The sequence below is a fragment of the Paenibacillus konkukensis genome (genome assembly GCF_023523925.1).
Lineage (GTDB): Bacteria > Bacillota > Bacilli > Paenibacillales > NBRC-103111 > Paenibacillus_S > Paenibacillus_S doosanensis.
On record NZ_CP027059.1, the window covers coordinates 1822370 to 1844050 of the forward strand.

Sequence of the window (21681 nt, forward strand, 5' to 3'; positions counted from 1 at the left end):
AACCATCACTCCCCTTAAGTTTTCAAAGCATGGCGATTGTTAACCCTTCCCGGTAATTTGCCGGTATTGTCCCGGCGTAACCCCTTCCATCGCTTTAAACTTACGCACAAAACTTGGTGTATTGAGATAACCGACATCGGTTACGATCTCCTGGATGAGTTTGTCTGTGTATTGCAATTGAAGCTTTACTTCGTTCATGCGAAGATTGGACAAGTAATCCACGAAGTTAACGCCGGTTTCATCCTTTATAAACCGACTCACAAACGAGGTTGAAAGGCCGAATTGCCCCGCTATATGTTCCAGAGACAGACTGCTGTCTTTAAAATGCTCGTTGATGTAAAAAATGATCTTATTTTTCAATTCGACGTTCTCTTTTTCTTTTTGAAGATTTACCTGCGAACAAAACAATAGGGTGATCGATTCCATACATTTCTGAAATTCCTGGAGCGAGTTGAATTTGATCAGCTCTTTAATGTCCACGGAAAAATTCCGGAAATTCATTTGGTTCATGGCTTTCAGAATATGATTCACAATGTCGAAGCACAGGCACTTGACCATATAGTACGAGATAGTCCCCGCTTCCAATTGTTCAATCAGCGCCCTAAGCGTTTCCAAGGCTACCGCCTGATCCCCCTGCTTCAAGCTTTGAATGTACAGCGCCTGTTCCTTCATCGGATACCAGTTGATCTGCTCCTGCGCATTTTCAATATCGTCAAAAAAATGAACGGCTTTCTTATTATTGATCTGGTTGTCGAACAACACGGCGGACGCTTCCAGATAAGAGGCGTTTAACTGTTCGATGCTCCGATATATTTTCCCTATGCCGACAATCATTTGGAGACCGAGGTTTTCCTTGGCTTGCTGGACCAGATTGCCCGCTATATCCTGTTGTTTGCTTTTTACATCCGCCGGATATTCCTGCAGGACGATAATGACGGCAACGTAATTTCCGTTGACGACTTCAACGCCGTATCCTCTGCCTCCATTAAAATACACATTCTCCAAGAGAGCTATAATGTGACCCAGCTCAGGACCTTCGGTATCATCCGGGTGCGTGGAAAGAACCATGCAATAATAGGCGCTTCCGTCCAATATCAGGTTGGAGCATTTAATTAAATAATCCCGTTCGCCGGGATCGATCTTCTTTCCCCCGAGCAAGGTTAACAAACACTGGTCCTTCACTAACGGTCTTTGCGCATTCATTTGCATAAGCATATCCTTATTCTTCTGTAAAGCGCTTTCAAAAGTGAGTCGTATAATTTCAAATTCGTTTTTTCCTTTGATATCCTGATCCGACTCTTCGTATCCCGATTTTGTAAACTGGGACAGCAGCACTTTGATCGGCTTGTAATTTTTCAGCGAGAACAAGAGCGCTCCGACGAATCCCGCAGCCAGGAGAATAAAAATAATACCGACGATCAGGGTGCTGTTGGTATTCACGCTTTTATAGAAGAAAGAATCCGGCATCGCTATAATATAGCTCCAATCCGTCTCTTCCGAGACCATGCGGGTCGCAATCAAATTCATGCCGCCGGACGTCACGTTAAAAATACCGGTTCCTTTAAAGGTTCTGAGCTGCTCTTCCAAACTGGTCATATCGAGGCTGCCCATTTGATGATTTAATGAAACGAGAGACCGGTAATACGGGTCGTAAATAAAGACAGCGCCTTCAAAATTGCCGAGAATGTTCTGGAATTTGGAGAAAAATTCGGTTTCTTTGACGGTGAATAATACGGATGCTTGAGGGATCGTTTCTAATAACGGAACCGGATACAGAAATGCCAGCATATTGCTATCGTCAGGCATGTCGGACCCTTTGGTTTCAACTCGAAACGACTTAGGGGCGCTAACCGAGTTGAGCTCCTTGAAGACGCTGGCTCCCGCCCAGTTGTAGTTCTTTTTGACGTTATTTTCAAACGACTGGTAATCGTATTGGCCCGATGTCAAATAAACTTTCGTATCGCCCCGGTAATAAAACATGATTTCGTCTATGAAGGGATAGTGGTCTTTATACGCCATAAGCTGAGGGGCGATCATGCTGTGCCGGTCCCCTTTTTCGTCCGGCGCAGCAGTATACGGGTCCGCATACATATCCGCTTGGCTTGAAATATGATAAATAATTTCTCTTAGCGATTTAAGCTCCAAGTCAATTTGGTTCCTGACCTGGGTCAGCTTCGCCAAATTCGCCTCCGAAACCTCCCTCTGATAGCTCACCACATTGAAGTAATAGACGATTCCCCCCAAAATAAACAGCGGTACGGCCAAAATAACGATATACGAAATAAACAGCTTGCGAAACATACTTTTTTGACGAGCCAAGAGCCCTGCCCCCTTACCGGCATGCGGGATGATGTCGCAACCTTCCCGGCGTACCATGCCAGCCGTATAATTAGATAAGTTCCATTCCTGCCCGATTTGGTGCATCTTTATCTAATCCTTGATTTATCTGCTCCGTAACCTGATTGTATAGGCTGCGCGCCCTTTGTTTCAATTTGCCATTCTTCACCGGCTATGCGAGATTTGCAAAACGGCTTCCCCGGCCGCAGCAAAGCCCGTCAGAGCCGCCTCGGTTTATCATATTATATTTTTATAATGTTTATTGTAATAATAATATGTTTGATGCGGCAAGTAAATAAGCCGAAATGCCGACTGGAGAAGCGGTTAAGACAAAAAAATACAGACCGATGGGTACCATCAGCCTGTATCGTAATTTTACTCGGTTTTATTTTACTTCGGCGTCGTTATTCATTAGCTGAGCTGCGGCGCGGGCCCGGGAAGCGGTCTTGCGGGCGATCTCGGCGCTGAGTCCGGTGTGAGCCGCCGGGTCGAGCAGCTTGCGCAGCTCTTCCTTGCTTAGATGTTCGTTGACCCTCGGGTCGGCGGTCAGCACATCGGAGAAGGTCGTCGATGCTCCGCTTCGCGCCACCTGATAGGCGGCGTCATGAACTACCTCATGCGCGGTTTGCCGGCCGATCGTCTGCGCCAGCGTCATCATCACCGCTTCGGCGTTAATGAGACCTCCGGTCAGCTCCAGATTCGCTCTCATCCGTTCCGGATAAATTTCGAGATCGGTCATCACCTTGCGGATCGCCCTCAGTATATCGCCGGTCAAGATGGAGCTCTGTTCCACCGCATGCTGCATCATGGCCGACCGGGTGCCGTCCACTTCATGCGATTGGATCATCGCTTCCAGCGCCGTAGGAACCAAGGCTCTGATCCGGGCCGATTTGATGACGACTTCCATGCATTTTTTGGCATTTCTCTTTTGCGGCATCGTCGAGCTTCCGACATCCCCCTTGGGCAAGCTCTCGCTGACTTCGCCAAACTCCGCGGACATCAACCGCGACACTTCTTCCGCCATCGAGGCCAACGTGGCCGCCATCATGCCCAGCAGAAGCACATACTCGGCGAAATGGTCCACGATATTTCTCGCCGGCACCTTCATCGGAGTCAGCTCCAGCCGCCGGGCCACGCCTTCTTGAACCGCCGGTCCCCGTTCGCCCATGCTGGCAAACGTACCCGCCGCGCCGCCTGTCATGGATGTAAACAGACGCGGCTTGAGCTGCTCCAGACGTTCCGCATGCCGTATCATCACATCGGTCCAGGTCGCCACCTTAAAGCCGAGAGTGATCGGTACCGCCTGCTGCCAATGCGTTCGCCCGGCCATAACCGTATCGGCGGTTCGTTCGCCCAAACCGGCCAACGCTTCGATGACGCCGCGCAGCTCTTCCGTCAACAGGCGAACGGCGTCGCGAATGCCAAGCACATCGCCCGTCTGCTCAATATTTTGCGTCGTGGCGCCCCAATGAACGTATTCGCCTTCAGGCTCTCCGACGGCGCGGGACAGCTCGGTAACGAGCGGCATCATAAAGTGGCCGGTGACCGCCTGTCCGGCTTCAAGACGCTGCAAATCGATGAGCTCCACCTTCGCGGCTTCGGCGATTTTATCGCCGGCAGCCGGCGGGATGATCCCCAGCTCCGCCTGTGTCAACGCCAGCGCCGCTTCGACGTCCAGGTAACGCTGCAGGCGCGACCGCAGGGAAAACAGTTCGTGCATGTCCAGTTCCACATGATCGCCCATGATGCGATTCCTCCAGCCTTGTTCTTCGTTATGCCTATGTTTACTTTATTCCTTTATTGTGCTTGTACCAATCGGTCGCTTCTTGAATGACTTGATCTCCGCCGCGTTTTTTCCAGTCTTCTACGAACTTGTCGAAGCTATCCAGAGAATCGCGTCCGGTAATGATTTTGGCGGCCGTTTCCATCCACAGGCCGGTGTATTGAAGCTCAGGCTTAACCGTCAATGTCGGAGGAATCGGCATGTCCAAGCCGTCGTTAACCCTTCCTTCGCTTGTAGCGATTTTCAACGCTTCGCCGACAAGCTGCCCGTTTTCGCGATTTTTCATAAATTCCTGATCATGAATATTGCTTGGCCCGATTAACCGCAGCCATTGAAGATGCATCTGCTCTCTGTCGGCATCGGCTTTCGTGCTTAAGCGCTTGTAGGTGATCTTGCCGTTCTCCATCGTAAAATCGTCGCCTTCGAGTCCGTAATTCAAAAACTTTTGGGCGTCGTCGGACAAAAACCATTCCAGGAATTTCAGCACATATTCCGGATGTTTATTGGTTTTCGGAATGACCCATGTCGAGAGCGGATCGACGACTGAACCGATCAGGTTGCCGCCTTTTCCGTCCGGTCCCGTAGGCGCGGGAATGTTGATAAACTCGATCGGCGGAGTGAGGATTTTGTAGCTTGTCGCCGTCTTATCCGGATATTCAGCCGCATGAATCCACATGCCGACCCGCTGCGTGCTTTCGATTTTGGCTCCCCAATCTGCAGCCGTGTTGACGAATATTTCATTATCGATCAGCTTTTCCTGATACATTTGCTGATGAAGCTTCAGCGCGTCCTTCATTTCCGGACGAATGAAATTAGGAACGAGCTGGTTATTGACATATTTCCACCCTTCCGGGCTAACGTCGTAAGCCCCGAAGAACACATAGCCAAAGTCGAAATTTTTCCGGCCGATAAACGGAATTTCATCCTGCTTGCCGTTGCCGTTAGGGTCCTTGTCTCTAAAGGCGCGCAGCACGTTCAAATATTCGTCGACGGTCTTCGGAGCCTGCAAGCCGAGCTTGTCGAGCCAATCTTTGCGGATGTAGACGATACGGTTGTTCGGCGTCGGCGCTTCGCGGGGGATGGCGTAAATTTTGCCGTCCTTGCTTACAAGCGACGAATCCCACAGCTCCTTGCTAATCTTCGTTTTCAAGCCGGGTGCATATTTATCGATTAAATCGTTCAATTCATAGAACGCGCCGTTGTTTAACGCTCCGGCCACTTCGGGGGAAGTGATGCCGTTTACGGCCTGGATCGCATCGGGAAGCTCGCCCGAGGCGAACATCAGGTTCAGCTTTTTGGAATAATCCCCCTGGGAGATCGTTTCGATGCGCACATCGGTTTTCGGGAGCTCTCTCAGCTTTTTCACATATTTATCATCATTAATGTTAGGCGAAGATTGAATATACGGCATATTGCGGTCGCTCATAACAAGCTTGACGGTCGGCGGAGTCCCGTCGTTCGCTTTCGCAGCCGAATGATCATCCTTACCGGCGCATCCTGCGAGCAGGCCTCCGGTTAAAGATAAACTAGTTAACGTAATTATCACTTTCTTTTTCATTGCGATCCCCCTCAATATACATGCAAACCATATGGATACTAGCCTTTCACCGAACCGATCATGGCGCCCTTGACAAAATGTTTTTGAATGAACGGGTAAATCAGCATGACAGGAACGGTTGCCACGATAATCGACGCCATCTTGATGCCTTCCGTCGACGAGAAGGTCGTAAGGATATCTCCGGCGTTATCCTGCTCAAATAATTGCCTTAATTTCACTTGCAGCGGGAACAAGCTCGCATCGCGCAAGTACATCATCGCCGCGTAATAACCGTTCCAGTTGCTGACCGCGTAGAACAAGCCTATCGTTGTCATCACCGGCATGGACAAGGGAAGCACGATGCTCCAGAAGGTGCGGTATTCATGACATCCGTCCATGCGCGCCGCTTCTATTAATCCATCGGGAATATTTTGAAAAAACGAGATCATAATCAAAAGATTAAAGCCGCTAATAAGCGACGGAATCATGACGGCCCATAACGTGTTCAGCATGCCCAGCGATTTGACCAGCAAATAGGAAGGAATGATCGGCGCCGTAAAAATCATAGTAAACAAAACGATCAGCACGATCGCCGACCTTCCCTTTAAATCCCGGCGGGCTAACCCGTAAGCCATCAGCGACGTAAAGATCAGGTTTAGCGAAGTGCCTACTACGGTAATGTACACGGTGATGCCGAACGATTTCCAAAATCCGAAATTTTGGATTACGGCACTGTAATTCTCAAGAGTAAAATTGACCGGCACGACCGTAACCAATCCTTGCAAAATGGCATTCCCGCCGCTAAAGGACCCGGCCAAAATATTCAAAAAAGGGATCAGCACCGTCAATGAAGCAAGCACAAGAATCGAATAATTCAATACTTCAAACGATCGCTGAGACAGACTGGCTTTTCTCACAACCTCCATCCTCCTAATAGATCGAATCTCCCGTTGTTTTTTTACTGATGGCATTGGCTCCCAGAATCAGAATCAGTCCGACTACCGACTTGAACAATCCGATCGCCGTAGTATAGCTATATTGACCTCCCAGCAAGCCCACCTCGTAAATATAAGTGTCCAGGATGTCGCCGGTTTCCCTCACGAGCGGGTTCAATAAAACGTAGATTTGCTCGAATCCGAGATCCAGCATATGCCCGATCTTCAGCAGCAGCAAAACCATAATGGTCGGCATAATGGCGGGAATCGTGACGCTAAACACTTGCCGCAGCTTTCCCGCTCCGTCGACCTCCGCCGCCTCGTACAACTCGGGATTCACCCCGGTCAGCGCCGCCAAGTACACGATGGTTCCCCAGCCCGCTTCCTTCCAAACGCCGGAGATGACCACAATGCTGCGGAAATATTCCGGCTGCTGCATAAAAAATACGCTGTCCGATCCGAATGAATTCAATACGTGGTTGACCAGCCCCCGATCGGGCGACAGCAGAGTCATGACCATGCCTCCCAGGATGACCCACGATAAAAAATGCGGCACATACAAGATCGTCTGCATAAATCGCTTCATGGCAACCTTGCGCACTTCGTTCAGCAGCAGCGCCAGAATTAACGGCGCAGGAAAGCCGAAGATTAACTGGTACATGCTGATGAGCAGCGTATTGCGGAGCACGCGGTAAAACTCAGGGTAGCTAAACAGCCGTACAAAATGCTCGAGTCCAACAAACTTACTTCCGAGTATGCCCCCGAAAGGGGTATAGTTCTGAAAGGCGATAATACTGCCAGCCAGTGGGATATATTTAAAAATGACAAAAAATAGTAAGCCCGGCACAATCATGGAGTAAATTTGCCAATTTTTTATAACGTACGAACTTTTCAGCGCCTGCTGCTTTGCCGGTCGGGCGGACACGGCAGCGTTCGCATCGTGACCTTTACTCATCGTTCATCCTCCTTCCTCTTATTTAACGTTATTGTAAACGTCGGCAAGAGGAAGGTACATGTGTTTTGCGAGGCTCCGGTTGTCAATTTTTCGCCGATTGGTCGTCCGGATGGATAGGTTGCAGGCTTAAGCTTGCCCGGTAATCTTTCGGCGAATATCCGTAATATTTTTTAAACGTTTTCGTGAAATGGGCATAATCGGCATAGCCGCATTGGAAGGCGACCTCAAACATTTTGCGCGACGAATCCGCCAGCAGCGCCTTGGCCCGCTCCATCCGAAGCTTGGTTACATATTGGGTGAAATTAATGCCTACCGACTGTTTGATGCATTCGCTCGTATAGGATACGGATAAGTTCAACTGATCGGCGACCAGCTGCAGCGATAAATTTTCGTTATAGATGTTCTCTTGAATATACGTTAACGCCTTCTTCATGGTCAGCGCCATTCCATGGCTTCGTACGTTCGCCATCTGCAGCATCCATTCGCTCAGCCGGCGGCGGACCCGAACTTTCCATTCGTCAATCGATTCTTCTTCCGGCAGCGTGATGCCGGCTTGAATGGCTCCTCCCAGATCGGGGGAAACCGCTAGCAGCTCATTGCGGGAAAACGCTAACAAATCGGCGTAAAACGTTTGGTGAACTTCCCGATGGTCGCCGTAACATCGGGCAATATATTCGTGAACCTCGTCAAGAAGCGCAAGAATGGCCGCGCCGTCCATATCCCGCAGCAGCCGGGACAGCCGCTCTCCCTGCTGCCTGCAATACCAGAGCGACTCCTGACGCCGTTCGCGCAGCATCGTCCGGCGCTCATGCTTGGCGTGGATCTGCTCCAGCATGTCGACTAACCGGTCCGGTACAATGGGCTTTAACAAATAATCGGTCACTCCGTATCGGATCGCTCTTTGCGCATATTCGAATTCGCCGTAGCCGGTCAATATGATGACATCCGTTTCATTCCCCGCTTCGCGCAGAGCGGCGATCAGATTCAAACCGTCCATCACCGGCATGCGGATATCGGTAATGAGCAAATCCGCCGGGTTGGCCTTCATCCAGCGTGTCCCGGCCGTTCGTAAACGCGCCGATGACTTCCGCCAATCCCGTTCTTTCCATAATGACCTTCAAGCTTTTCTTAATCATCGTTTCATCGTCGGCGATAATCGCTCTCAGCATCCCGTATTCTCTCCTTCGCATTTGGGCAAACGAACTTCAATCCATGTACCTTCTTGATCCGACTTGACAATGTGCAGCCCGTAAGGAGCGCCGAAGCGCAAGCGTAAGCGCTGATGGACGTTCCACAAGCCGACATGTCCGGATGAATTCGCCCGATCCGGCTCTTGGCCGGGCCAATCGGATTCGCTCTCTTTCGCGGAAGCGAACATCCGGTTTAGCCCGTCCATCACATCGGGCTCCATCCCGCCCCCTTGTCCATAATCAGCAGCCGGTAGCCTTCCGGGGCGGGCTCCCCTGAGATGCCGATAAACTCGGGATAGCGTTCATGCTTATCGTAACCGTGGCGAAACGCATTTTCGACCAGAGGCTGGATCGTCAGGCGCAGCGTTTGAATATGCCGCAAGTCGGCCCGGTTGAATTGAAACTCGACGGTCAGCTCTTCAAACCGCTCTTTCTGAATGTCCAGATAAGTTTGGATATGCGCCATTTCCTCATCCAAGGAAACTTCCTCGCTTCCGCTTGTAATACTGTAGCGAAACAACGCGGCAAGAGAAGTCGCCATTCGGCTGATCGGCATCATATTTTCCAAAATGGCGTATGAATTAATGACTTCCAGCGTGTTATACAGAAAGTGGGGATTGATTTGCGCCTGCATCGATTTGAGCATCGTCTCCCGCTGCTTGATGACAAGCTCCTTCTCCCGGAGCTCGGAAGCGTGGACTTCATTGATCAATCGCTGCAGCTGCTCGACCATCTGGTTGAAGCTTTCGTATAATTCGTACAGCTCATCCTGCTTTCCCTGGGCGACATGCGCCCGGACGAACATCTCGCCGCTGCCCGCCCGCTTCATCAATCTGCGCATATTCGAAAGCGCGTTGGTAAGCCGGAGCGAGAATCCCCCCACGACCAGCAGCGCAATCAAAGAGACGGCCATAAAGACGATGATCGTAACGTTGCGCAGCGAGAACAAATCTCCGGTTAATTCGGCCAGCGGCACCTCCGATATTAACGTCCATTCGGTCAATGGCGACCGTTCGAACACGACGAGCTTTTTCACTCCGGAATCTTCTACAATAAGGGAGCCTTGCTCCTGATTTTTAATGTGCTCGTAATACCAATCGGGTACGGGGCCGCCGATAAGGCTTTGGTCGGGGTGAAGCACAATCGTATCCTCTGCATTCGCAATCCAGGTTAATCCCGTTTGACTGGAGCCGACGCTGCTGATTAAGGCCGATATATCCTTGATGCGAAGATCGATAAGCAGCAATCCTTTGGTGTTCTTTACCGTAAATGCTCTGCTAATGGTGAGAATCGGGCTTTGATTTTCCCAATGGACGCTGTTGTAGCTTACGGTTCGCACGTCCTTCGGTTCGAGCTTGACGATGTCGCGGTTTTTCCAGTAATCCATCGTCGACGACAGATTGGACACCGACATGCCGCTATCGGAATAAATGGAAAATCCGTAAATTTCCTTTTTGCCATATATTACCTGATCGATCACTTGATTCTGAATCTGTGCGGTAATGATATACCTTTGGTATTCGTCGTCCGGGGAAAGCTTCATAAAAGCTTCAATAAGCGGATGCGTAATATAAGGAAGCGTGCTGCGCTCCAAATCGTTGAAATAATAATTCAGATATCGATCCGTCTGCTGAATCGATTTCTGAGCGGACGCAACGGCATTGTCTTCAATGACCTGGGTGGAGCGATGATACCACATGGAGCCGAACAAAATAAAGGGGAGCAGGAAGAAGAAAGTAAACAGAAGAATAAATTTGGCACGTATAGAGCTAAATTTGAGCATAAGCAGATTCATGCGCGCTCCACCTCAATAAAAGATTGTCGAATGTCGATAAGCATTACACATTTTATCACACTCCGATTTTTACAGGTAGCTTGTTTTTGTGGTAAAAAAAAGCGTACTTAGCCGCGGGGCTGCGTACGCTTCATTGCTCGTTATTTTTTGTACTGCGCTTTATACCCTTCATTATAAATCTGAATGTATCGCGCCAGATTCATGCTGTCAAGCGTCTTCACATAAGTATCCCATTCCTTGTCGACGGATACGTCGCCGATAATAAACCGCGTCGTCATCTCCTTGACATAATCTTTGATCGTCTTCTCCAGATCGCTAAGCTCCGAGGACTGCAGATCGTCGAAGAAAATGGGCGGAACGGTCTGTTCTTGCTTCGATTTATACGGCTCGTAGTTTTTCTGGGTTTCCTCGTATAGAACGCGCGGAATTTCATTCGGGCCCGCGGCCAGCCCCTCGAACATTTCGCGGGAGAAATGATACGGCGTCGTCTGCATCCAGCTGTTGTTCTGCTGCGTGCCGAAAGCGATCAACCGTATCCAGGCGGCCGGCTTGCCGTTCAGCCCGGTCTCGTTATTGGCCGTCTTCCTCCAGCCTACGCCTTCAGGACCGATGTTGGCCGCCATGCCGATCTCCTGGTTGAAGAGCGCGTCCGCCCAGCGAAAGGCAAGCTCCGGATTTTTCGCCGCTTTCGTAATGAGCAGCCCGCCGCCGTTGAAGCCGTAATACCGATAAGGCGATTGCCGCAAGCCGTCGGGTCCTTGCAGCGGGGGCACCGTCTTGTAATGGAGCCATCGCGTGCCCGCTATATTGGAGAACGCTTGAGGGGTGGAGGACGAGATGACGCCGACCCGTTCGTCCCCGTTCTCGACCAGCGCTTTCATTTGATCGTTATTCATGGTGAACGATTCCGGAGCGATGAGCCCTTGGGCATACAGCTTGTTCAAATATTGCAGCCCCTGCTTATAGGCCGGTTTATTAAAGTTGACGTCAATCTCGCCCTTGTCGCCAAAGATCAGCTGATTGGCGTTGTAATCGTTAAGAATAAAGGAATTCAGCAGGAAGCTGTCGACGCCGGTCAGCTTATCCTGCACGCCGCCGATCATCGGAATTTCATCCGCTTTGCCGTTGCCGTTAGGGTCTTGCTCCTTAAACGCCTTCAGCACCTTCTCAAAATCGTCCGTCGTCTTCGGCATCTCCAGATTCAGCTTCTTCAGCCACTCCGTATTGATCCACATTTTTTGCGGCAGCATCGTATGCGGATTGCGGTCAATCGTGCTCAGCGAGTAAATCTGTCCGTCCGGCGCGGTCGTTGCCTGCTTGATTTCGGGATATTTCTCGAATATTTGCTTCGTTTCCACGCCGAACTGATCGATCAGCTTGTTGAGCGGGAGGAAGATGCCCTGCTGTCCGTAAACCATCTGCTGGGCGGGAGAGACGCCGAACCCGACGATGACGTCCGGAAGATCGTTTGCGGCCAGCACGAGATTCAGCTTCTCCTGTCTCTCTTGAGGCGTAGCGAATTGCCACTCCACTTTGATATTGGTTTTCTCCTCGAACCATTTGGTAAATTCGTTGGTTGTATAGTCCTGCACGTAAGGACTTTTTACCGCCAGCACTTTCAGCGTCGTCTTCTCCTTGGCGATCGGAAACGTTCCTGCCGCCGCGCTCGGCTCGGCAGGCGCTTCGGCGGCTTGGCGCGTATCGGCGCCGGCTTCTTCCCCGGAGCCCCCGCTGCAGCCGGCCGCCAGCAACAGCATGGATATGGAAATAAATGCAAACTTTTTCATAGTGACCCTCCCTGCATTTTCTTTACCCTTTTAAAGCGCCGATCATGACGCCTCTGACAAAATAGCGTTGGACAAACGGATATACCAGCATCAGCGGAGCCGTAGCTACGACAATTAACGAATATTTCAGCAGATCGGACAACCCGGCGAGCTCCGCCATCTGTTTGGAGTCGCCCATCATGTCCGCGGTGACTTGGCTGCGAATCAAGATTTCGCGCAGAACGAGCTGCAGCGGATACAGCTTGGGATTTTTCATGTACATCAATGCGTTGAAATATTGATTCCAATGCTCGACGCCGTAGTATAGAGCGATCACCGCGACGATCGGTCCCGAAAGCGGCAGCACGACCTTCCATAAAAAGAGCAAATCGTTGCAGCCGTCCATTTGCGCCGCTTCCAGCAGCTCGTCGGGAATCGTCGCGTTGAAATACGTTCTCGTAATGACCATGTTCCAAATGCTTACGGCCGTCGGCAGCAGCAGCGCCCAAGGGGTGTCGAGCAAATTCAGGTCCTTCACCAGCAAGTAGGTCGGGATTAACCCGCCGTTGAAAAACATCGTGAAAGCAAACAGTCCCATAAACCAGCCTCTGCCCTTAAGATCCCGCCGGGACAGCGGGTAAGCGGCCATGATCGTCAGCACCACGTTAATGAACGTTCCGGCAACCGTATACCCGATCGAAACGGCGATCGACCTGAGCACCGCCGGATCGCGAAATACGGCTTGATATCCTTCCAGACTGAAGCCTATCGGCAGGAGGAGCACCTTCCCGGAAGCGACGGCTTCCTTGGCGCTGAAGGAGGAGCTGACGACGAAGACGACAGGATATAAGACGATCAGCAGAATCAGAATCATGACGGCATAATTGGCCGCGTTAAACAGGCGGTCGCCGCCCGAATCTTTGATGTTCCCCTGTTCCATATGCATCGCCTCCTACCACAGGCTCGATTGGCCGAATTTTTTGGATAGCTGGTTGACCGACATGACGAGGATGAAAGCGATCACATTTTTGAACAGCCCGATCGCCGAAGCGTATGAAAAGTTAGGCACCATCGATTTCAAGCCGGTATTGTACACGTACGTATCGATAATTTCCGAGCTTCGCGTATTGAGCGGGTTTTGCATAAGCAGCACTTTTTCGAAGCCCAGATCGAATATGCGCCCGACGTTGAGAATTAGCAAAATGACGGCGATCGGCATAATGCCCGGCAAATCGATATGCCAAATGCGGCGCAGCTTGGAAGCACCGTCCATCAGCGCGGCTTCGTGCAGCGCAGGGTCGATCCCGGCCAGCGCCGCAAGAAAGATGATGCAGGAGAAGCCGGTATGCTGCCAGACGTCCGACCATACGTACACCGATTTGAACCAGGCGGCATCCCCCATTACATTCGGCATCTGGAATCCGAGCCATTCGCCGAAGGCGGCCATCGGACCGGTTCTGGGCGACAGAAACTGCATGATCAGCCCTACCATAACGACTACGGAAATGAAATGGGGCGCGTACGTAATCAGCTGCATCAGCTTGCGGAATTTTACATTCGCAATATAATGAAGCCCGAGCGCGAACAGAATAGGGAACGGGAATGTGACCGTCAAATGATAGACGCTGAGCAGCAGCGTGTTTTTCATAATGCGCCAGAAATCGTACGAGTTAAAAAAACGGATAAAATGGTTAAACCCTATCCACGGGCTATCCCAGATGCCTTTGGTGATCGAATAGTTTTTGAAGGCGATCTGCGCTCCGTACATCGGGGCGTAACGAAACAATATCAAGTAAAAAAGCGGAAGAATCAGCAAAAGATACAGCTGCCAGCCTCTAAGCACTTGTCGTGAAATTCGGGCTTTGTTAGTCGGGATCACTCGTCGGAATCACTCCTTACTCGGGAAATCCGCTGCTGCGGCATGTTGACGTCCGGCCGGGACAGCTTTACTATACAAAGCGGGCCGTTCACCCGTAAATAGGAACGTTTTGCAGCATCTGCAGCAATTGATATGAAGCGATGTGCAGCTGCGAAGCATACGTCAATTTTTGTCCGCTTCCCATTTTTCGCTGTTCCGGAAGGCCATGGCGCTGATCCCGACGGATCGTTTGAAGGCGCGCCCGAACGTGCTGGAGGAGCTGTAGCCGACGCTGACCGCGATTTCTCTTACAGGCAGACCGGTTTGCAGCAGCAATCGTTTGGAATGCTCGATCCGGAGGTTTTCGGTAAATTCAATAAAGTTGATCCCTATCCTTTCCTTGAACAGCCTCGACAGATGCGCCTCTGTTACGTCATAGCGATCCGCCAGCAGGGCAAGCGACAGCTGCGGGTCCGAATAACCGGATTTCACCTGCTCCAAGATGTCGAGGAACCATTGCTGCTGGTGGTCGGCGCGCTGCCGGGCGGCGGCCTCGCACATCGATTCCAGTTTGACCTTGAGCTGCAAGAAATGCGCTTCGATGCTCTCCGCATTATCGGCGGGTTCGTTCAACTCCTCCGCAGCTTGCTGCCCTGCGGGGGATTCGCCGATTTCCGGAAATATTTTGAAGCTGCTGGCCAGCAGATCGAAATAAAACACCTTGAGCATATATACGGGGAGGCTCCGCTGCACGAAATTATGCTGATACAGCTCCTCCAGCAGCGATTGCAGCTGCTCCGTGCGGCCTGTTCTGACGAGGTTGATCAAGCGCGTTTCCATGCTCTCCGGGTAATAGCAGCTTCCCGTATTCGGCGGCAGCTCCCGGAACCAGACGATGCGGCCATCCGTGCTGCGCGCTAACGCCTGCTGAGCCTCCGAGAACGACCGGGCTATGTCCATTCGGCTCGCATATGCGTTTCCGGCCGAGATCACGGCCATAATGCCGCATTCCTGGCGAAGCCTGAGCTGCAGCTGCTCCAGCAGCCGATTAGCCTGCTGGTATATAAGCCCGGCATCTTCCATGTCGAATTGCATCAGCAGCGCGAGCTTGTCATCATCCACGTCATGAGTAAACAGGTTGTCCGCATCCGATTCATGAGCCAGCTCCCGGGCCAACCGCTTATTGCGGTTCAGCGCCTCAATATCGGCGGTACGGTAAACGGCCGCCCGCTTCGGGAACGTCACCAGGGCGACCAGGCAGCTTGACCCGACCCACGCGATTCGCGCATGTTCTCTGACCGCTTCCATATCCGCCTCCGACTGAAACTGGCCGCGCAGCAGCCTTTCGAAAAAAGCGGTTCTTAAGAAAGGAAGCTGCCGCTCCATGCTGTCCTGAAGCTCCCTTTGGCTGGCGAGCAGCAGGGCAACGCTCTGATGGATCATGCCGAAGGCTCCCTGGCGCTTCGGGGCCGTCAAGCCGACACTGCCCGAAGCCAGCGTCTGGAGGATCGAGCGGACCGGCTTGCTGCTTCTGTAAGCCATATAGACTCCGATCAGGCAGCTCAGCAGCATAAATAGTAAAAATACGGTCGTCGTCATTTCTTTCATATACGTTATTTTCTTCAGGGCGATTTTGGCCGGCTGAGCCGCTACATACGACCAGCCGTTATAGGATGATGTGGCGTAGGTGACAACCATGTCGTCCTGCCCGACCGAACGGTTCATCACGCCGCTGCTGGCCGGCAGCGGGAGGCGCTGCTCGGGCAGCTGGGCGCCCGGCCCGACGACGCTTGTCAGCAGGTTCCCCTTCTCGTCGGCAATATAGGCCCATCCGCGGTCCGTTCGGAAGCCGTTGAACAGCTTGGTAATTTCGCTATTATGAATCAGCACGAGAACCGTCCCGTTCGGACGGTTGGCATAACCGAATGACCGCATATAGGTCAGCAGCGTTTCTCCGTCCTGCCGTATTACCGGCTCGGCGGGCGTCATATCCCGGTAATGGTACGATTGAACCAGCGATTGCAAATAATGTTCCGGTCTTTCCGGATACCGTACATACTCGGCGAAATCCTCCAGCCTTGCGGTGTAATCGTTGTTCAAGACAAGACCGTTGTTTTTGAACAATATGTAATAGCCGGCAATCAGCTCGTTGGGGCTGTAATAATCCTGAAGCTTGTTTCGCGCTTCAATGGTGCGGTACAAATTCGATGAACTGAAAGGCTCGGCGATTTGCTGCAGTCTCACCACCTTGGGGTCTTCGGTGACGCGCCGAATGAACGTATCGATCGCTTCCCAGCGCTTATCGAGCACATTCATCCCCTGCTCCAGCAGCAAACGGTTGGAGGTCTCCACCTCTTCCCCCAATAGATCCGCCGTGCGGATATACAGCCACACCACGACCATCAGCGACATCGTTAGGACGATAAGCAGCGGGAGTATAAAGCGGATCATCAACAAAGATTCCATCTTCAGGCGCCGTTCTTTGTTCAATATCGTCTCCCCCTTTAATCGAATGGAGCATTGCGGCGCTCCTAAGCGGCATCGCCGGGTTTCTGAACAAAATGCACTCCTTCGTCCGTCGCAAGGAGTGCATTTCGCATTGTGCCCGTTTCCTGCTTACCAAGGAGCGAGTCTTTCCGGGAGCGGATCTGCGGTTTGAGCGATCCGGCGGCACAGCCGTTCCATCATCCGTAATTTCTCGCTGGCATGGGCGGAGGAGTGCCATACATTCGTCGTTTCGCCGGGATCGGCGATAAGATCGTACAGCTCCCCGTCGTCCTGCGAATCGTAGAGCACGAGCTTATGCGTATGATCGCGCACCATCAAGCTGTAGCCGCCGGAGAAATTCCCTCTCTTCGTTTCATACGTTTCGCAGTAGATGTCGTCCCGGTGTTCTTCCGTCTCGCCCTTCAGCAGTCCCATGAGAGACGCGCCCTGCATTCCCGGGTAAACCGCCTCCCCGGCCGCTTCCAGGAAGGTGGGCGCCAGATCGACCAGCTCGACAAAGCTGCGGACGCGAACGCCCTGGCGGAAATGCCCGGGCCATGACACGATCAGCGGAACATGCACGGACGGCTCGTAAAAATGCGGCCCCTTCAAATAGACGCCGTGGTCGCCGAGCAATTCGCCGTGGTCGGACATAAACACGACGATCGTATTGTCGAGCTGTCCGGTTCGTGCCAGGGCGTCCGTCATTTTGCCGACCTGTTCGTCGATCAGATCGATCATCGCCCAGTAGGCTGCCGTCACATAGCGGCGATCCTGCTCGCTCATCCGGTCAAACGGATACAGGTTCCGGTTGCCGTACGCTCCTTGATGGTCCCTGCGCTGATAGCTTGTTTTCGTATCCAGCTCGCCCTCCGTATAGTTCGGCTGCGGGATTCGGTCAAGCATATCAAGATACTTGTTCAAATGGCTCTCGGGAGGATCGAACGGATGATGCGGCGCAAATATATTGACCGAGAACAGCCAGGGCCGCTCTCTTCCTTCATGCGCTTCAATAAACTGAATTGCCTTCTCGGCGCACCAAGCGGCTTGATGATCCTCGGCATCGGGGCCGCAAACGACATGCTCGCATGCTTCGACCGCCCTTGCCGCATACGATTTCCCTTTGGCTTTCAGCCAATGGCTGTACTCGTTGCTGGCCCATTGATCCGCAGGATGATGCGACCAGTGGAACATATCGTATCCGTCGTCGATGCGCCGCTCGGTTCCATGGCATACGCTCGGGTGGCATGCGCTCAAATGGAGCTTCCCGGCCAGGCCGCAGCTGTACCCTGCGTCATGCAGCAGCTTCGTGACAAGCCGCTCCCGTTCCGGGATATTTTGGCCGTTCTTGCGCAGCCCCGTCGTTTTGGGATACCTTCCCGTCAAAAAACTGCCCCGGCTGGGCGCGCATACCGTTGAGTTACAATAGGCCCGCTCGAACAGCACCCCGTTCGCCGCCAACCGGTCGATGTTAGGCGTATCCACGTACGAATTGCCGTAGCAGCCTAATGTGTCGAATCGCTGTTGATCCGTACAAATCCACAAAATATTCGGTTTCGTCATGCTTTTCAGCTCCTGACTGTGTGAAATTGGTTTGACCGCCGCTGCCGCTGTGGTAAACGCTTTCATTTCTGCTGTATTCGGCTCTCCCTACAGCTCCTTCAAGCCTTGAGAGGGCGGAATTTCCCCGCCGACTTCCTTCAGCCAGCTTTTTATCGACTCATGCTGCTTTTTCAGCTGGTTCGGCTGCCGATCGGCGACATTGAGCGATTCCGTCTCGTCTTTCTCCAAATTATACAGCTCGGCGGAGCGATCGTCCAAATATTCAATCAGCTTCCAGTCGCCCGCGCGATGGGCCACCGAAGACCTGCCGCCCAAAAAATGCTCCTTGTTCAGCGGATAGTGCCAGTAAAACTGCCGTTCCGCTTGTCCGGACGGCGGCGTCTCTCCCTTCAGCCAAGAAACGATGGATACCCCATCCAATAGATGACTCTCGGGAGGCTTGTAACCGATAATTTCCGCAAACGTCGGGTAAAAATCCAAATTAATGGTCGGCCCATGGCAGACCAGCCCGCCGCGCACGATTTCGGGCCAGGAAACGACCAGCGGTACCCGCAGACCGCCCTCGTAGGTCATCGATTTGCCTCCGCGCAAATGGCCGTTCACCGTAATATTAGCCTCGCCGCCGTTATCGCTTGTAAAGACGATGAGGGTGTTCCGGTCCAGACCGAGCTCTTCCAAGGTTCGCCGGATCATCCCGACGCCGTCGTCGATAGTTCTGAGCATAGCGGCCAGCACCGGATTGTCCCGTTTCGTCCGGTTTAACGGCTCGCCCAGCTGCTCGCGCGCGCTTTCCTTCCGGACAAAATAGTCGACATCCTCCGGTTTCCCGGCCAAATCCGTATGTACGGCATAATGACTAAGATATAAGAAGAACGGCGCGTTATGATTCCGTTTAATAAACTGAACGGCCTCGTAATTCATCCGGTCCACCAAATATTCATTGTCGCCGAGCACCGGCTCGATCGAAGGATCGACCCGATTGTACGGATGGAAATAGCTGCCCCCGGCAATGCCGACTTGCTCCGAGAGAATAACTTCTTCGAAGCCGTATTGATCCGGGCCGTGCTTAACCCCCTGCTCGCCGTAACCGGACAGATGCCATTTCCCTATAATCCCGGTATGATAGGACGCCTGCCGGAACATTTGGGCCATCGTCACCATATGCGGGTCTAACCGAAACTCCGTATCGTCCGGAAGCTCGTGATCGGCAAAGGAAGCAAGCTCCGGATTCAGAGGAAGATACCACTCGCTGTCCGGCCTCAAATAGTCCGTGATTCCGTTGCGCGGCGGCACTTGCCCCGTGAGCAGCCCGGCGCGGGACGGACTGCAGACAGGGGCGCTGGCATAAGCGGCCGGAAAGCGTACGCCTTGCTTCGCCAGCGCATCGATATGAGGCGTTTCATTGTACGTGTTGCCGTAGCAGCCAAGCTCGCCCCAGCCCAAATCGTCAACCAATATGAAAATGACATTCGGTTTGCCGTTACTCTTGTTTTCGAGCTCCATCCCTGTACGAACTCCCTTTCTGTTTTAAAAAGTTGGGGTGCCACGCTTTCAAATCCTCACCCATTCTAAAGCATAAAGCAGCCCGCGCTCTTACGTAAATAAGCGATTGTTGATATCGGTGTGCATTAGATGATATCGCGGATTTGCTTCGTTTGCACAGTGTGCATTTTTTGCGCCGGCGCCCGTCCCGCCCCAAATAGGAAAAGGAGAGCATCTTCGCAGATGCTCTCCCCGGTTCCGGCTCGTCATTTAGCGAATCCCGCTAACGCCGGCGCTTAGCAAGGTTCTCTTCAGTTCCTCCTTCAGTTCTTCCGATACCGCCTTTCCCGATCGAACCAATTCGTAAGAAGCTCGGCAAGCGTTCCAAGCCTTAGGTTGATTCGGAATTTTCATGGAGCCGATAAATTGGATAAACTCGCGCACCCCGGCATCGTTTAAATTGCCGCCCAGCCTCTTGACGGCGCCCTGAATCTTTGCAGGCTTAACAAATTGATGATAAATCCTGAAGCAATTCAAAACGATAATGACCACCAGTAACAGAATCCACCAAATGGGCAAATGATGCATGGAAACAATCCCTCCATCGGTTTAATAGGATAGTTGGTAACGAAACGCTACATTTCGTCCATATACTCTTTTTTGAAGATCAGCGTTTCCTCGCCGGTTTCTCTATGCGTCGTTTGATCTTCGGTTCGAGTGACTTCAATGTCGTATACAACCTTGCAATACAGTACAGGAGCGACATCGGGATAAGACTCCAGCTTCTCCATCGGCATTCCTACCCCTTCCATTAATCTGCCGTCGAAGTATTCATCCGGCGGCGACCAGTACGGCGTTTGATCGTCAAAGCGGTTATCTTTGGATATATACACTTTCACATCTTTCCAGGCAACTTTTTCGCCGAGAACCAGAGGGTACAGTATATAATGGGAGTGGGTGTGCGTGCCGTCGGCTTTCGGCCGCAAGGTTGCTCTGTATTCCCATCTCTTTCCCGTGACGTATACAAACTTGGTGCCGGAAGGATGCTTTTCCTGATGAATAACCGCGCCGTCGGCGGCTGTTTTCGGATACCTGACATCGGGCTGCCACTTGGGTAAAGACGCGGACGCGGCTGCCCTTGCTTGCTGCGCTTCCGCTTCTTCTATGCTTAATTTCGTCCTGACGTCCTCAAGCGTCATGATCGGCGATGCCGAATTAATATGGGATACGGTTAGTTCCATATGGATATTTCGCGCATTGCCGTTTACTGCGGAATTGGAATCTACAACCATTCCGCTCAAATATCCCGTATCCTTGCTGAGAACGATTTGAAAGTTGGCTTCAGCGCTCATTTGATTTTGTTTTCCGGTCGCGCCGACGAACGAGCTGCTTACCGACGGGGTTTTTCCGGTAATGGTCACATGCTGTTGATCCTCGTTTACCGCAAGGTCCTGCAATCCGTCCAATTGGATCGTTTGCCGCAAATCGAACGCCGGCTTATCCAAATGAACATTGGTTTGAACCGGGTCGAACCGGGTTTCGCTCTTCTTGCTCCATTGATCGTAGGGAAACGTATTATACGTTTCTGCCATACCGTTGCTGAATCGCATCAGCGATTGTTTGCCCTTACCCGCATCCATATAAATGGACATCTCTTGTTTATCGATATGTTGAATCATGATTTGCTCTGTCGTCGGCCCCGATGAGCCTTTCGCACGCACAGTCGCCTCGAAGCTGGTCACACGGCTCATCTTGTCCGCGGCTTGCTTCAGCAGCGTTTCGGCACGATCTTTCTCGCTCATCCCGCTTACCGCCAATGCCGGCGTATCGGCCGCTTGCTCGCCGGTACAGGCGCTGAGCAGGCTGACCGGGCCGATCGTCATTAGCAGCAGCAAGGCGGTTGTCTTCAGCCTGAGCACCAAGTATCCCCTCGCCCTATCATTTATTTTGACAAAATCTGTACATTTATGCGCAAGTTCAGTATGCTAAAAGT

At 52.1% G+C, this 21681-nt stretch carries 17 protein-coding genes; all 17 read right to left on the bottom strand.

The annotated features are described in order from the left end of the window. Positions 1 to 39 precede the first annotated feature (39 nt). A complete protein-coding gene (locus tag SK3146_RS07985) occupies positions 40 to 2319 on the bottom strand; it encodes a helix-turn-helix domain-containing protein (RefSeq protein ID WP_249864582.1) in 2280 nt (759 codons plus the stop codon). 403 nt (positions 2320 to 2722) lie between these two features. Continuing rightward, the gene (locus SK3146_RS07990; protein WP_249864583.1) at positions 2723 to 4081 is read right to left on the bottom strand and encodes a class-II fumarase/aspartase family protein; all 1359 of its coding nucleotides are present in this window, start codon (positions 4079 to 4081) and stop codon (positions 2723 to 2725) included. A 40-nt stretch (positions 4082 to 4121) separates the two neighbouring features. Next, positions 4122 to 5678 (bottom strand): extracellular solute-binding protein, encoded by a 1557-nt coding sequence (locus SK3146_RS07995; RefSeq protein WP_249864584.1) that lies wholly within the window; start codon positions 5676 to 5678, stop codon positions 4122 to 4124. A 38-nt stretch (positions 5679 to 5716) separates the two neighbouring features. Further along, positions 5717 to 6583, bottom strand: coding sequence for a carbohydrate ABC transporter permease (locus SK3146_RS08000; protein WP_249864585.1), 867 nt, complete (start codon positions 6581 to 6583; stop codon positions 5717 to 5719). Positions 6584 to 6587: 4 nt separating this feature from the next. Beyond that, positions 6588 to 7547 (bottom strand): ABC transporter permease, encoded by a 960-nt coding sequence (locus SK3146_RS08005; RefSeq protein ID WP_249864586.1) that lies wholly within the window; start codon positions 7545 to 7547, stop codon positions 6588 to 6590. Between the two features lie 82 nt (positions 7548 to 7629). Beyond that, positions 7630 to 8595 carry a helix-turn-helix domain-containing protein gene (locus tag SK3146_RS08010; protein WP_249864587.1) on the bottom strand — a complete coding sequence of 322 codons (966 nt, stop codon included), beginning with the start codon at positions 8593 to 8595 and terminating at the stop codon, positions 7630 to 7632. Continuing rightward, positions 8498 to 8716, bottom strand: a complete 219-nt coding sequence (locus SK3146_RS08015) for a hypothetical protein (RefSeq protein ID WP_249864588.1) — start codon at positions 8714 to 8716, stop codon at positions 8498 to 8500. Before SK3146_RS08015 ends, SK3146_RS08010 begins: the two co-directional genes overlap by 98 nt. Next, positions 8710 to 8958 carry an ATP-binding protein gene (locus SK3146_RS08020; RefSeq protein ID WP_249864589.1) on the bottom strand — a complete coding sequence of 83 codons (249 nt, stop codon included), beginning with the start codon at positions 8956 to 8958 and terminating at the stop codon, positions 8710 to 8712. The genes SK3146_RS08015 and SK3146_RS08020 overlap by 7 nt, the downstream gene beginning before the upstream one ends. Further along, a complete protein-coding gene (locus SK3146_RS08025; protein WP_249864590.1) occupies positions 8943 to 10532 on the bottom strand; it encodes a sensor histidine kinase in 1590 nt (529 codons plus the stop codon). Before SK3146_RS08025 ends, SK3146_RS08020 begins: the two co-directional genes overlap by 16 nt. Before the next feature lie 140 nt (positions 10533 to 10672). Then, positions 10673 to 12319, bottom strand: coding sequence for an extracellular solute-binding protein (locus SK3146_RS08030; RefSeq protein ID WP_249864591.1), 1647 nt, complete (start codon positions 12317 to 12319; stop codon positions 10673 to 10675). A 22-nt stretch (positions 12320 to 12341) separates the two neighbouring features. Continuing rightward, entirely contained in the window at positions 12342 to 13238 is an 897-nt protein-coding gene (locus SK3146_RS08035) for a carbohydrate ABC transporter permease (RefSeq protein WP_249864592.1), read from the bottom strand. A 12-nt stretch (positions 13239 to 13250) separates the two neighbouring features. Beyond that, the gene (locus SK3146_RS08040; RefSeq protein ID WP_249866221.1) at positions 13251 to 14066 is read right to left on the bottom strand and encodes an ABC transporter permease; all 816 of its coding nucleotides are present in this window, start codon (positions 14064 to 14066) and stop codon (positions 13251 to 13253) included. A 273-nt stretch (positions 14067 to 14339) separates the two neighbouring features. Beyond that, positions 14340 to 16646 (bottom strand): helix-turn-helix domain-containing protein, encoded by a 2307-nt coding sequence (locus SK3146_RS08045; protein ID WP_249864593.1) that lies wholly within the window; start codon positions 16644 to 16646, stop codon positions 14340 to 14342. Between the two features lie 126 nt (positions 16647 to 16772). Next, positions 16773 to 18206, bottom strand: a complete 1434-nt coding sequence (locus SK3146_RS08050; protein ID WP_249864594.1) for a sulfatase family protein — start codon at positions 18204 to 18206, stop codon at positions 16773 to 16775. An 87-nt stretch (positions 18207 to 18293) separates the two neighbouring features. Next, positions 18294 to 19709 (bottom strand): sulfatase, encoded by a 1416-nt coding sequence (locus SK3146_RS08055; protein WP_249864595.1) that lies wholly within the window; start codon positions 19707 to 19709, stop codon positions 18294 to 18296. 249 nt (positions 19710 to 19958) lie between these two features. Next, on the bottom strand, positions 19959 to 20276 hold the full coding sequence (locus tag SK3146_RS08060) for a hypothetical protein (RefSeq protein ID WP_249864596.1): 318 nt from the start codon (positions 20274 to 20276) through the stop codon (positions 19959 to 19961). 47 nt (positions 20277 to 20323) lie between these two features. Next, positions 20324 to 21607: a hypothetical protein gene (locus tag SK3146_RS08065; RefSeq protein WP_249864597.1), complete on the bottom strand. Its 1284-nt coding sequence runs from the start codon at positions 21605 to 21607 to the stop codon at positions 20324 to 20326. Between the last annotated feature and the right edge of the window lie 74 nt (positions 21608 to 21681).

Excerpts from the sequence above, each read along its gene's own strand:
- SK3146_RS07990 (WP_249864583.1), bottom strand. The coding sequence starts at position 4,081 with ATGGGCGATCATGTGGAACTGGACATGCACGAACTGTTTTCCCTGCGG.
- SK3146_RS08015 (WP_249864588.1), bottom strand. The coding sequence starts at position 8,716 with ATGCTGAGAGCGATTATCGCCGACGATGAAACGATGATTAAGAAAAGC.
- SK3146_RS08000 (WP_249864585.1), bottom strand. The coding sequence starts at position 6,583 with ATGGAGGTTGTGAGAAAAGCCAGTCTGTCTCAGCGATCGTTTGAAGTA.
- SK3146_RS08060 (WP_249864596.1), bottom strand. The coding sequence starts at position 20,276 with ATGCATCATTTGCCCATTTGGTGGATTCTGTTACTGGTGGTCATTATC.
- SK3146_RS08010 (WP_249864587.1), bottom strand. The coding sequence starts at position 8,595 with ATGAAGGCCAACCCGGCGGATTTGCTCATTACCGATATCCGCATGCCG.
- SK3146_RS08055 (WP_249864595.1), bottom strand. The coding sequence starts at position 19,709 with ATGGAGCTCGAAAACAAGAGTAACGGCAAACCGAATGTCATTTTCATA.
- SK3146_RS08035 (WP_249864592.1), bottom strand. The coding sequence starts at position 13,238 with ATGGAACAGGGGAACATCAAAGATTCGGGCGGCGACCGCCTGTTTAAC.
- SK3146_RS08050 (WP_249864594.1), bottom strand. The coding sequence starts at position 18,206 with ATGACGAAACCGAATATTTTGTGGATTTGTACGGATCAACAGCGATTC.
- SK3146_RS07995 (WP_249864584.1), bottom strand. The coding sequence starts at position 5,678 with ATGAAAAAGAAAGTGATAATTACGTTAACTAGTTTATCTTTAACCGGA.
- SK3146_RS08005 (WP_249864586.1), bottom strand. The coding sequence starts at position 7,547 with ATGAGTAAAGGTCACGATGCGAACGCTGCCGTGTCCGCCCGACCGGCA.
- SK3146_RS08020 (WP_249864589.1), bottom strand. The coding sequence starts at position 8,958 with ATGGAGCCCGATGTGATGGACGGGCTAAACCGGATGTTCGCTTCCGCG.
- SK3146_RS08030 (WP_249864591.1), bottom strand. The coding sequence starts at position 12,319 with ATGAAAAAGTTTGCATTTATTTCCATATCCATGCTGTTGCTGGCGGCC.
- SK3146_RS08025 (WP_249864590.1), bottom strand. The coding sequence starts at position 10,532 with ATGAATCTGCTTATGCTCAAATTTAGCTCTATACGTGCCAAATTTATT.
- SK3146_RS08040 (WP_249866221.1), bottom strand. The coding sequence starts at position 14,066 with ATGTACGGAGCGCAGATCGCCTTCAAAAACTATTCGATCACCAAAGGC.